The sequence below is a fragment of the Streptomyces sp. NPDC046122 genome, assembly GCF_056429965.1.
This window is the reverse complement of the sequence record NZ_JBWKLQ010000001.1, coordinates 350949-362355: the sequence shown is the minus strand read 5'-3', so window position 1 is coordinate 362355 and position 11407 is coordinate 350949. Positions and strand designations below refer to the sequence as shown.

Genomic DNA, 11407 nt, shown 5'->3' with positions numbered 1-11407 from the left:
CTCTTCCGAACTCTCCGAAACAAGCACCGCCCCGACTTCGGGCGGCCCCCGGGGGGAATGGTCTCAGATCAACAGTGAGGCATGAGTCACAGGCCCCGGTCCGGCCCCGGACCGGAACCGCCCACTCTACCGGCGTGGGATCAGGGGGACAGTGCTCCGGTCAGTGCTCCGTGGCGGAGGCGGGGGCCGAAGTGACCAGTTCCGTCAGCACTCCGTGGCAGTCCTTGGGGTGCAGGAAGGTGATGCGCGACCCCATGGAACCGATGCGCGGCTCGTCGTACAGGACGCGTACGCCCTTGTCGCGGATGTCCGATGCGTCGTCGTCCACGTCGGCGGTGCCGAACGCGATGTGGTGGACCCCCTCACCGTTCTTGGCCAGCCACTTTCCCACCGCGGAGTCCTCGCGGGTGGGCTCCAGGAGCTGGAGATAGGAGGCGCCGCCGTCCGACGTCTCGTTGATCTTGAGCATGGCTTCACGGACGCCCTGCTCCTCGTTGACCTCCGAGTGGTACACCTGGAAGCCATAGGTCGAGCGGTAGAACTCGATGGTCTTGTCGAGGTCGAAACAGGCGATTCCGATGTGGTCGATTCGCGTCAGCATGGGGACAGTGCAGCGCGGTTGGGGGTGGTTACGCAACGTGCGCGCGATCACACTTGCTGCCCGGTGACCGCACAGGTACCGCTCAGTACATTGAGGTAAACCCTCGTTCACTCCTCATCCCTAGGGGCCGTGCCTCATGTCTGGAACGAACAGCACCACGTCCGTCATCGTCGCTGGCGCCCGCACGCCCATGGGCCGGCTCCTCGGCTCCCTGAAGTCCTTCTCGGGCGCGGACCTGGGCGGATTCGCCATCAAGGCCGCCCTGGAGCGGGCCGGCATCGGCGGCGACCAGGTCCAGTACGTGATCATGGGCCAGGTTCTCCAGGCCGGTGCGGGGCAGATTCCCGCCCGCCAGGCGGCCGTGAAGGCCGGCATCCCCATGAACGTGCCCGCCCTGACCATCAACAAGGTCTGTCTCTCCGGGCTCGACGCGATCGCGCTCGCGGACCAGCTGATCCGCGCCGGCGAGTTCGACATCGTGGTGGCCGGCGGCCAGGAGTCCATGACCAACGCGCCGCACGTGCTGCCGAAGTCCCGTGAGGGCTTCAAGTACGGCGCGATCGAGATGCTCGACTCGATGGCCCACGACGGTCTGACGGACTCCTTCGAGGGCATCGCGATGGGCGAGTCGACCGAGAAGCACAACACCCGGCTCGGGATCGCCCGCGGACCGCAGGACGAGTTCGCCGCCCAGTCGCACCAGCGGGCCGCCGCCGCGCAGAAGAACGGCCTCTTCGAGGCGGAGATCACGCCCGTCGAGATCCCGCAGCGCAAGGGCGACCCGGTGCTCTTCGCCAAGGACGAGGGCATCCGGCCCGAGACGACCGCCGAGTCCCTGGGCAAGCTCCGTCCGGCGTTCGCCAAGGACGGCACGATCACGGCCGGCACCGCCTCGCAGATCTCCGACGGCGCGGCGGCCGTGGTGGTCATGAGCAAGGCGAAGGCCGAGGCCCTCGGACTGGAGTGGATCGCCGAGATCGGGGCCCACGGGAACGTGGCCGGTCCGGACAACTCGCTCCAGTCGCAGCCGTCCAACGCGATCACGCACGCGCTGGGCAAGGAGGGCATCGGCGTCGAGGACCTCGACCTCATCGAGATCAACGAAGCCTTCGCGGCCGTCGCCGTGCAGTCAATGAAGGACCTCGGCGTTTCCCCGGAAAAGGTGAACGTCAACGGTGGCGCGATCGCCCTGGGGCACCCCATCGGGATGTCCGGCGCGCGGGTGGTGCTCCACCTGGCGCTGGAGCTGAAGCGGCGGGGCGGCGGCGTCGGCGCCGCCGCGCTGTGCGGCGGCGGCGGTCAGGGCGATGCGCTGATCATCAAGGTCGCGGGCAAGTAATCACGGGCGCGTGCCCGCGGGCAAACGAACGCGGGCACGCGACCCTTCCGTAGTGCTTGATCGAGGAGCGGAGTTGTGATGCAGGACGTCCCCGGGCTGGTGGCTCAGGCACGAGAGGGCCGGCCGCGCGCCGTCGCACGGCTGATCTCGCTGGTCGAAGGGGCGTCCCCGCAGCTCCGCGAGGTGATGGCGGCGCTGGCTCCGCTGGCGGGGAATGCGTACGTGGTCGGCCTCACCGGTTCGCCCGGCGTGGGCAAGTCCACCTCCACCTCGGCGCTGGTGTCGGCCTACCGCCGGGCCGGGAAGCGGGTCGGCGTACTGGCGGTGGACCCGTCCTCGCCGTTCAGCGGCGGCGCGCTGCTCGGCGACCGGGTGCGGATGTCGGAGCACGCCTCGGACCCCGGCGTCTACATCCGGTCCATGGCGACGCGCGGCCACCTGGGCGGTCTCGCCTGGGCGGCGCCGCAGGCCATCCGGGTGCTCGACGCGGCGGGCTGCGACGTGGTGCTCGTCGAGACGGTGGGCGTGGGTCAGTCCGAGGTCGAGATCGCCTCCCAGGCCGACACGTCGGTCGTGCTGCTGGCGCCCGGCATGGGGGACGGCATCCAGGCCGCCAAGGCGGGGATCCTGGAGATCGGTGACGTGTACGTCGTCAACAAGGCCGACCGGGACGGCGCCGACGCCACCGCGCGCGAGCTCAACCACATGCTGGGCCTCGGGGAGTCCCGGGGGCCGGGTGACTGGCGGCCGCCGATCGTCAAGACCGTGGCGGCGCGGGGCGAGGGCGTCGACGAGGTCGTCGAGGCGCTGGAGAAGCACCGGGCGTGGATGGAGGAGCGCGGGGTGCTGGGCGAGCGGCGGGCGAAGCGGGCGGCGCACGAGGTGGAGACGATCGCGGTCACCGCGCTGCGGGAGCGGATCGGGGACCTGCGGGGCGACCGGCGCCTCGGCGCGCTGGCGGAGCGCATCGTCGCGGGGCAGCTCGACCCCTACGCGGCGGCGGACGAGCTGGTGGCCGGGCTCACCTCGGCCTAGCGCCGTCCGCGGGCGGGCGGTGCGGGTCCGGGCGCGTGACGCGGGCGGGGAGGCACAGTCCCCCGTGGACGCGCGACGGCGGCCCGCCTGTACGTCACGCTCCGGCCCGTACGTCACGCCGTCACGCCGCCGAACAGCACGCCCGCGCACCCGCCCCCGCCTCACGCGGGGGGAGCGGGTGCGGGCGGGACGGGCCGTCAGCCGGCGTCGTTGTGGTCGTCCCGGTCGTCCCGGTCGTCCAGGTCGTCCAGGTCGTCGTTCTTGTCGTTCTTGTCGTCGGCGTCGTCCCGGTCGTCCCGGTCCGCCGTCACCTCAGCGGTCCTGGCGTCCACGGCCAGCTCGTGGTGCTTGCCGTCCTTCGAGCGGACTTCGGCCTCCCAGACCTGCGCGCCCTCCTCGTCGTCCAGCTCGATGGACGTCAGCGTGCCCGGCTGCGCCTTCAGCGCCGCTGCCGCCGCCTCCTTCACGGTGACCTCGGCGGTCCGGGGGGCGCGGTCGTCCTCGTCGTCCTCCGTGCGGTCGCTCTGCACCTTCGCGGTCCTGGCGTCCACGTCCACGTCGTGCCACTTGGCGTCCTTGCCGAACACGTCGATCTCCCACGTGGGGGCGTCGTCGTCGAGCTCCGCTCCGGTGACCGTGCCCGGGTGGGCCTTGACGGCCGCCGCCGCCGCGTCGTCGAGCGTGACGGTGCTCGCGACCCGCTTCGGGTCGTCGTCCGACGTGGCGAACGCGGTCGCGGTGCCGCCGCCGACGAGCAGAGCAGTGACGGCGGTGGCGATGACGAGCTTGCGCTTCATGAGGTTCCTCCCGAGCGGTTGGTTGCTACGGGAAACAATCTGGCCGAGCGATGCTGAACGGGACCTGAAGCCTGCTGAAGGCTTCTTCAGCTTCCGTTTGCGAACCTTGGCGCATGCGCTTGTTGATCGTGGAGGACGAGAGGCGGCTCGCGACGGCCCTGGCCAAGGGGCTCACCGCCGAGGGCTTCGCCGTGGACGTGGTGCACGACGGGCTCGAAGGGCTGCACCGTGCCGGTGAGGGCTCGTACGACCTCGTCCTGCTCGACATCATGCTGCCCGGCATGAACGGCTACCGGGTGTGCGCGGCGCTGCGGGCGGCGGGCAACGACGTGCCGATCCTGATGCTGACCGCGAAGGACGGCGAGTACGACGAGGCGGAGGGGCTCGACACGGGCGCTGACGACTACCTGACCAAGCCGTTCTCGTACGTCGTGCTGGTCGCCCGGGTCAAGGCCCTGCTGCGGCGCCGGGCCGGCGCCGGGGCCTCGCCGGTCGTCGCGGTGGGGGATCTGCGGGTGGACACGGCCGGGCGGAGGGTGTTCGCCGGTGAGGACGAAGTGGTGCTCACCGCCAAGGAGTTCGCCGTACTGGAGCAGTTCGCCGTGCGGGCCGGCGAGGTGGTCAGCAAGGCGCAGATCCTGGAGCACGTGTGGGACTTCGCGTACGACGGTGATCCCAACATCGTCGAGGTGTACGTGAGCTCCCTGCGGCGCAAGCTCGGTGCGGCGAGGATCCAGACGGTGCGCGGTGCCGGGTACCGGCTGGTGGCGGCATGAGGCGCCTCTTCGGGTCCGTACGGGCCAGGGCGGCGCTCGGGGCCACCGCCGTCGTGGCGGTGGCGCTGGTGGCCGCAGGTCTCGCCGTGCTGCTGGTGCTGCGGGCGAATTTGATCGACCAGGCCGACCTCCAGGCCGAGGTCGACGCCCGCAACGTCGCCTCGCAGGTGGCCCTGGGACGTCCGTACGCGGACGTGGAGTGGCCCGACGACCGTCCGGTGCAGGTGGTGGACGAGGACCGGCACGTGGTGGCCGTGAGCGACGACCTGGAGGCGATCGAGGGGGCGGGGAGCCCCGAGGTCCGGGTGCGGGGCGGGGGTCCGGGCGAGGACGACGACCCCGGGCCCGGGGAGGTGTCCGACGACGAGCCCCGGATGTCGTCGGGGACCGCGACGGTGGACGGCGAGCGGGCCGACTACCGGTTCGCCGCCGTCGAGGTGCGGACGGCTCGCGGGCAGGACGTCACGGTCCACGCCGGTGCGCCGCTGGCCGCCGAGCAGGACGCCGTCGGCACGGTGCGCGAGGCGATGCTGATCGGGCTGCCCGCGCTGCTCGCCGTGGTGGCCGGGGTGACGTGGCTCGTGACGCGGCGGGCGCTGCGGCCCGTCGAGGGGATCCGGCGCGAGATGGCCGCGATCACCGCGTCCGAGGACCTGTCGCGGCGGGTTCCCGAGCCGGACGCGCACGACGAGGTGGCGCGGCTGGCCGTCACCACCAACGAGACGCTCGCGGCGCTGGAGGCGTCGGTGGAGCGCCAGCGGCGGTTCGTCGCCGACGCCTCGCACGAGCTGAGGAGCCCGATCGCCTCGCTGCGGACGCAGCTGGAGGTGGGCGCGGCGCACCCGGAGCTGCTCGACGTGCGGGACGCCGTGCGGGACACCGTACGGCTGCAGGGTCTGGCCGCCGATCTGCTGCTGCTCGCCCGGCTGGACGCCGGGGAGCGGCCCGGCCGGGGGCGGGTCGGTCTGGGCGCGCTGGTACGGGAAGAGGTCTCGCAGCGGGCGGACCGGCTCCCGGTGACGGTCGCGGGCGACGTCGGCACGTGCGAAGTGGCCGGGTCGCGCGGCCAGTTGGCGCGGGTGCTCGGAAACCTCCTCGACAACGCCCAGCGGCACGCGCACGGCCGCGTCGAGGTGTCCATGCGGCGGGAGCGCGGCACGGTGGTCCTCGGCGTGTCCGACGACGGTGCGGGGGTCCCGGACGGGGAGCGGGAGCGGATCTTCGAGCGGTTCGTACGGCTCGACGAGGCGCGCAGTCGTGACGACGGCGGCGCGGGCCTCGGCCTGGCCATCGCCCGCGACGTGGCCCGTCAGCACGGCGGCACGCTGTCGGTGACGCGCGGGCCGCTGGGGGGAGCGCTGTTCGAGCTGCGTCTGCCGGTGGCGGCAGGCCCGGCGGACGCCTGAACGGCTGGGGGCCGGGAGCGGAACCCGGGCAGGAGAGGGCGGCGGTGCTCTCCTCGCCTCGGGCGGCCGGCTAGATCCTTCCCCGTCGGCCGCGCAGCTGCTCCACCACCGGGGTGAGGGCGGCCTGCATGTCGGCGAGCGCCTCGGGGGAGAGCATGCCGATGAAGTGCCGGCGTACCGACTCCACGTGGTGGGGAGCGACCTGCTTCATGGTTTCGCTGCCCTGGTCGGTGAGTACGGCGTACAGGCCGCGGCGGTCGGACTCGCAGTTCTCCCTGCGGACCAGTCCCGCGTTCTCCATGCGGGTGATCTGGTGGGAGAGGCGGCTCTTGGACTGCAGGGTCGCCGCGGCGAGGTCGCTCATCCGCAGTCGGCGCTCCTGCGACTCGGAGAGGTTGACCAGGATCTCGTAGTCGTTGATGGTCAGCCCGTACGGCTGAAGATCCTTCTCGAGCTGATAGGTCAGCAGCCTGTTGGCGTCCAGGTAGGTCCGCCAGGCGCACTGTTCGGCATCGGTCAGCCAGGGGGTGGCCGTCTCGGTCTCCATATATGGATTCTACCTAAGAAGTTGAAAACTGGACGAAGTTGAGGAGTGTGACGCCCGGCACGCGACAAGGGCGCAGACGTTCGACGTCACACTCCGCAGACTACCGCTCACAGCCCGAAGCGACGCTGGAGGTCCCCCAGCTGACCGGGAAGGCGCGGTGCGCCGCCGTGCTGACCGGGGCCCGCGCCGTGGCCGCCGGGCACTCCCGCCTGCGTCGGGACGGCGCCCGTGGCCTGCTCCGCCATGAGGAGTTCGGTGGACTGGAGCAGCACCGTGCCGGCCCCGACGAACTCGAACTGGTGCTCCTCGCCCGAGGCGCCGCCGATGCCGGTGAGTGACCTGATCCCGCCCATGACGCCTGTCATGTATCCGTGGTCGTAGTGGTGGCACGGCGACGGGCAGTCCGCCCAGCCGACCAGCGCCTGCGGGTCCACGCGGATCGGCGGCTCCATGAAGACCACGGGGCCGTTGGAGGCCGCCACGAACTTGCCCGTGCCGATGAGGGTCAGGAAGCCCGGCACGATCGACTGCTTGAGCGCGAGGCTCGGCTCGTACGCGAGGAGGTTGCCGGAGCGGATGGTGAGGTTGCCGTTGTCGAGGTCGAAGGAGTTGACGTCGAACGCGCGGTCCGCGAGCAGCATCTTGCCCTGGCCCTCCGCGACCACCCAGTCGCTCGCGTGCAGCGGCGAGTGGAAGCTGGTGCGCAGGAGCCGCTCGAAGCGGCCGTGGCCGATGCCGTTGAAGTCGATGCGCCCGTAGTAGGCGATCATCTTCCCCTTCTGCAGGAACCACTGGCTCCCCTTGAGCTCCACGCAGAAGGTGTACGGAGTGACGTTGTCGTCGGAGGGGAGCGTGTGCGGGTCGAAGACGACGGGGCCCGCGGACATGGGGGTGGTCACAGCTTTTCCTCCGAGGCCTGTACGTACACCGTGCCGCTGCCGGACAGCTCCAGCTGGAACGCCTCGCCCGATCCGCGGCCCACCATGTCGCGCCAGCCGAGTGCGGTGGAGAGCTTGTTGCGCACGTCGCCGTGGTGCGCGACGTACGCCTGCGGGTCCACGTGCACCGGGCGCTGCGGGGTGATCGGCACCTCGATCACGCCGCCGTGCGCCATCACGGCGACCGCGCCGTGACCCTTGAGCGTGGTGGTGAACAGGCCCTGGCCGGTCACCTGGCCGCGCACCATGCCCATGACGCCGCCCTGCGAGCCCATGAACATCGTGCCCTGGGCGAGCGTGCCGTCGAAGGCGAGGAGGCGGTCGGCCTCGACGTACAGCGTCTCGCCGGTGAGCTGGACGACCTGGATGTGGTGACCGCCGTGACCGAACAGGACGGTGCCGGAGCCCTCGACCGTCATGAGGGGCGTGGCCTCGTTGGCGACCCTGCGGCCGATCATCGACATCACGCCGCCCTGGCCGCCCTGGATGTTCGGCGTGAACGACACGTCACCCTGGTACGCGAGCATCGCGCCGCGCTGGCTGAACATCTTCTGGCCGGGCGCGATCCGGGCCTCGACCATCTTCGAGTTGATCTCGCGGAACGGCATCAGACGTCGCCCCCGACGGTGTTGCGCTCGCTCGGCTGCACGTAGACCAGCCCCTCGCCCTCGAAGCGGATCTGGAACGCCTCGCCCGAGCCCTCGCCGATGAGCGTGCGGAAGTTGACGCCCGACTGGAAGTGCTGCTGGAGGTTGCCCTGGTGGGCGATGTACGCGCCGGGGTCGACCTGGAGCGGGTACTGCGCCGACACGCGCAGCACGACCGCCGGGCCGTCCGACATGATCGCCGCCTGGCCGGTGCCCTCCACGGTCGTGGTGAACAGGCCGTTGCCCGTCGCCCCGCCGCGCAGCCCCGTGAAGGAGGTGCCGGTGCGCAGCCCCGCGTCCGTGCACAGGAGGTTGCTGGACTCGACGTACAGCTTGTCGCCGTGCAGCGAGACGAGGTTGATCTCGCTCGCGCGGTCGGCGAACCAGCAGGTGCCGTGCCCCTTCACCTCCATCATCGTCATCTGTTCGCCGGTCAGGCGGCGGGTCACCATGCCGCGCACGCCCTCACCGCCGCCGGACATCTTCTTGAAGGCCATCTGGCCGTCGTACGCGACCATCGAGCCGTTCTTCGCTTTGACGGCGTCGCCGGTCATGTCGACGGCGAGCACCTTGCTGCCTTGCAGTCGGAACTGAGCCACGTGGGTGACGGTATCCCGTGACCCCGACCCTGATAAAGGGCGGCGGGGAGCGGCTGCCACAATGGTGGGCGAGCTTGTGCGTCCGTTCACAAGATCGACCGTTCCCTGCGACGACGAAGGTTGCCCCTCCGTGGACATCAAGACCGCTTCCGCACTCCGCCGCCTCCGCCTGGTGTCCGTACCCGAGGCGGTCTCCTTCCTGCTGCTGCTCGTGTGCTCGGTGCTCAAGCGCACCACGGAGTTCAACGCCGTCCCGGTCATGGGCGCGGTCCACGGTCTGCTCTTCGTCCTGTACGTCCTCTTCTGGGCCGACGCCTGGAACCGGGCCAAGTGGTCGCTGGGGACCGCCGCCTTCTACCTCGCCATGTCGGTCCTGCCGGCCGGCGGTTTCTTCGCCGACAAGCGCCTCAAGCGCGAGGCAGAGAACGCGGTCATCGCCACCCGCGCCCGCAAGGAAGGCGTGGTCGGAGCGTGATCGTCGCCTTCTCCGTCACTCCGCTGGGCGTGGGCGAGGACGTGGGGGAGTACGTCGCCGACGCGGTCCGCGTGGTCCGCGAGTCGGGACTGCCCAACCGCACCGACGCGATGTTCACCTCCGTGGAAGGCGAGTGGGACGAGGTGATGGACGTCGTGAAGCGCGCCGTCGCCGCCGTCGAGGCCCGCGCCCCGCGGGTGTCGCTGGTGCTGAAGGCGGACATCCGGCCCGGCGTCACCGACGGCCTGACCTCCAAGGTCGAGACGGTGGAGCGCCATCTGGGCGCCTGAGCCCGCCGAAGGAACCGAGCCCCCGGCCGCCGAAGCGGTCGGGGGCTCGGTGCGTCCGGCGGCCGTCCGCACCGTTCAAACGGCCGGACACCGAAAACCGCCCGCTCGGACGACCCAGTTCGACACGCCCGCAGATGTCCACTTATGTGGGGGTATCGAACGCCCTCGACTGCGGGAGGCACAGTGCGGCCGGACGGCTACGACTACGACACGCACAGCCGGCTCGCCGGGCCGTTGACGGAGCCCGGCGCCACCCGTTACCGGGTGCAGTACCGAAGTCTGATGGCGGGGGAGCCGCACCGAATACGCGCTGTACTGCTGATGACGCTCGCTCCGCTGCTCTCGGCGCTCCTGCTGGTCTACCTGGTCTGGCCGACGCACTGGACCCAACGCGAGGGCGGTGACCGCTGGCTGGTCCGCCTCGACGCGGTGATGCTGGCCTCGATCGGTCTGATCATGTTCTTCATGCTCGTCAACGTGGTGTCGATCGCACACGCCACGATGGTCGCCAGGGACCCGATACCCGTGACGCCCGAACCCGGAACCCGGGTCGCGTTCCTCACGACGTACGTACCGGGCAAGGAAGCCCTGTCCATGGTGCGCGCCACCCTCGAAGGCGCGGTCCGGGTACGGCACGACGGGCCGCTGGACGTCTGGCTCCTGGACGAGGGCGACGACGCGCTGGCCCGGGCGCTCTGCGCGGAGCTGGGCGTACGGCACTTCAGCCGCAGCGGCGTACCGGAGTGGAACACCCGCAAGGGCCCGCACCGGGCGAAGACCAAGCACGGCAACTACAACGCCTGGCTCGCCATGCACGGCGACGCGTACGACTTCTTCGCCTCCGTCGACACCGACCACGTGCCGCTGGCCGACTTCCTCGAGCGGATGCTCGGTTACTTCCGCGACCCCGACGTCGCCTTCGTCGTCGGACCGCAGGTGTACGGCAACTACGACACGTGCGTCACCAAGGCCGCCGAGTCCCAGCAGTTCCTGTTCCACGCGCTGATCCAGCGGGCGGGCAACCGCTACGGCGCTCCGATGTTCGTCGGCACCAACAACGTCGTACGCGTGCGGGCCCTCAAGCAGGTCGGCGGCCTGTACGACTCGATCACCGAGGACATGGCCACCGGCTTCGAGCTGCACCGCAGGAGGAACCCGGAGACCGGGCGCTTCTGGCGGTCCGTCTACACCCCGGACGTGCTGGCCGTCGGCGAGGGTCCGGCCTCCTGGACCGACTTCTTCACCCAGCAGCTGCGATGGTCGCGCGGCACGTACGAGACGCTGTTCAAGCAGTTCTGGAAGGCGCCCTTCCGGGTGCCGCCGGGGCGGCTGCTCACGTACACGCTGATGCTCGTCTACTACCCGATGACCGCCGTCAACTGGCTGCTCGGCATCCTCAGTTGCGTCCTGTTCCTGTGGTTCGGGGCGTCCGGCACCCAGGTCTCCTCGTCGGTCTGGCTGATGCTCTACAGCGACGCGGCGGCCCTCCAGATCGGGCTGTACCTGTGGAACCGGCGGCACAACGTCTCGCCGCACGAGCCCGAGGGCTCCGGCGGCCTGGCCGGCATGGCGATGTCCGCGCTGTGCGCGCCGATCTACGCCAAGTCCCTCGGCTCGGCGGTGCTGCGCACCCGGGGCAGGTTCGTCGTCACCCCCAAGGGCGGCGAGGCCAGCCCCGACCGGCTGGCGACCTTCCGCATCCACCTGTTCTGGGCGGCCGTGCTCGTCGCCTCGCTCGTCGCGTCCGTCCACTTCGGCCACACCCACGCGGCGATGCGCACCTGGGCCGTCCTGGCGCTCGCCATCGCCCTCTCGCCCGTCGCGGTGTGGTGCTGGACCTCCGCACGCGAGCGCGCCGCCGTCAAGGCGCTCAGGCCGGCCAAGGGCCACGCGAGCGGCGCGGTACCGGGCGAGGAGCCGGAGCCCGCGCTCGCCACGACGACCGGAGGGAACTGAC

13 protein-coding genes are annotated in these 11407 nt (G+C 70.9%); 7 read left to right on the top strand and 6 right to left on the bottom strand.

Annotated features, from left to right (window positions below; all coding sequences use genetic code 11):
* Positions 1 to 160: 160 nt before the first annotated feature.
* The gene (gene mce / locus AC07FK_RS01530) at positions 161 to 601 is read right to left on the bottom strand and encodes a methylmalonyl-CoA epimerase (RefSeq protein ID WP_479101539.1); all 441 of its coding nucleotides are present in this window, start codon (positions 599 to 601) and stop codon (positions 161 to 163) included.
* A gap of 136 nt (positions 602 to 737) precedes the next feature.
* Here mce and AC07FK_RS01525 point away from each other — a divergent pair, with 136 nt between their 5' ends.
* Both AC07FK_RS01525 and meaB read left to right on the top strand, forming a co-directional pair.
* Positions 738 to 1940, top strand: coding sequence for an acetyl-CoA C-acetyltransferase (locus AC07FK_RS01525; protein WP_479101537.1), 1203 nt, complete (start codon positions 738 to 740; stop codon positions 1938 to 1940).
* Between the two features lie 78 nt (positions 1941 to 2018).
* Positions 2019 to 2975 (top strand): methylmalonyl Co-A mutase-associated GTPase MeaB, encoded by a 957-nt coding sequence (meaB, locus tag AC07FK_RS01520; protein ID WP_453403666.1) that lies wholly within the window; start codon positions 2019 to 2021, stop codon positions 2973 to 2975.
* Positions 2976 to 3172: 197 nt separating this feature from the next.
* Here meaB and AC07FK_RS01515 read toward each other — a convergent pair whose 3' ends face one another.
* Positions 3173 to 3772, bottom strand: a complete 600-nt coding sequence (locus AC07FK_RS01515) for a PepSY domain-containing protein (protein WP_479101535.1) — start codon at positions 3770 to 3772, stop codon at positions 3173 to 3175.
* Positions 3773 to 3885: 113 nt separating this feature from the next.
* Here AC07FK_RS01515 and AC07FK_RS01510 point away from each other — a divergent pair, with 113 nt between their 5' ends.
* The gene (locus AC07FK_RS01510; protein ID WP_479101533.1) at positions 3886 to 4548 is read left to right on the top strand and encodes a response regulator transcription factor; all 663 of its coding nucleotides are present in this window, start codon (positions 3886 to 3888) and stop codon (positions 4546 to 4548) included.
* On the top strand, positions 4545 to 5954 hold the full coding sequence (locus AC07FK_RS01505; RefSeq protein WP_479101532.1) for a sensor histidine kinase: 1410 nt from the start codon (positions 4545 to 4547) through the stop codon (positions 5952 to 5954). Before AC07FK_RS01510 ends, AC07FK_RS01505 begins: the two co-directional genes overlap by 4 nt.
* A gap of 70 nt (positions 5955 to 6024) precedes the next feature.
* Here AC07FK_RS01505 and AC07FK_RS01500 read toward each other — a convergent pair whose 3' ends face one another.
* The 4 genes from AC07FK_RS01500 to AC07FK_RS01485 all read right to left on the bottom strand — a co-directional run bounded on the left by AC07FK_RS01500 (position 6025) and on the right by AC07FK_RS01485 (position 8685).
* Positions 6025 to 6501 carry a MarR family winged helix-turn-helix transcriptional regulator gene (locus tag AC07FK_RS01500; protein WP_453403662.1) on the bottom strand — a complete coding sequence of 159 codons (477 nt, stop codon included), beginning with the start codon at positions 6499 to 6501 and terminating at the stop codon, positions 6025 to 6027.
* 107 nt (positions 6502 to 6608) lie between these two features.
* On the bottom strand, positions 6609 to 7388 hold the full coding sequence (locus AC07FK_RS01495) for an AIM24 family protein (protein ID WP_479102529.1): 780 nt from the start codon (positions 7386 to 7388) through the stop codon (positions 6609 to 6611).
* An 8-nt stretch (positions 7389 to 7396) separates the two neighbouring features.
* Positions 7397 to 8047: an AIM24 family protein gene (locus AC07FK_RS01490; RefSeq protein WP_479101530.1), complete on the bottom strand. Its 651-nt coding sequence runs from the start codon at positions 8045 to 8047 to the stop codon at positions 7397 to 7399.
* Positions 8047 to 8685 carry an AIM24 family protein gene (locus AC07FK_RS01485; RefSeq protein WP_479101529.1) on the bottom strand — a complete coding sequence of 213 codons (639 nt, stop codon included), beginning with the start codon at positions 8683 to 8685 and terminating at the stop codon, positions 8047 to 8049. The genes AC07FK_RS01490 and AC07FK_RS01485 overlap by 1 nt, the downstream gene beginning before the upstream one ends.
* A 130-nt stretch (positions 8686 to 8815) precedes the next feature.
* Between AC07FK_RS01485 and AC07FK_RS01480 the strand changes: the two genes are divergently transcribed.
* The 3 genes from AC07FK_RS01480 (at position 8816) to AC07FK_RS01470 (ending at position 11406) form a co-directional block, all read left to right on the top strand.
* Positions 8816 to 9160 (top strand): DUF3817 domain-containing protein, encoded by a 345-nt coding sequence (locus tag AC07FK_RS01480; RefSeq protein ID WP_479101527.1) that lies wholly within the window; start codon positions 8816 to 8818, stop codon positions 9158 to 9160.
* Positions 9157 to 9450 (top strand): MTH1187 family thiamine-binding protein, encoded by a 294-nt coding sequence (locus tag AC07FK_RS01475; RefSeq protein ID WP_093798987.1) that lies wholly within the window; start codon positions 9157 to 9159, stop codon positions 9448 to 9450. The genes AC07FK_RS01480 and AC07FK_RS01475 overlap by 4 nt, the downstream gene beginning before the upstream one ends.
* 183 nt (positions 9451 to 9633) lie before the next feature.
* Positions 9634 to 11406: a glycosyltransferase family 2 protein gene (locus tag AC07FK_RS01470; protein WP_479101525.1), complete on the top strand. Its 1773-nt coding sequence runs from the start codon at positions 9634 to 9636 to the stop codon at positions 11404 to 11406.
* Position 11407: the final 1 nt, after the last annotated feature.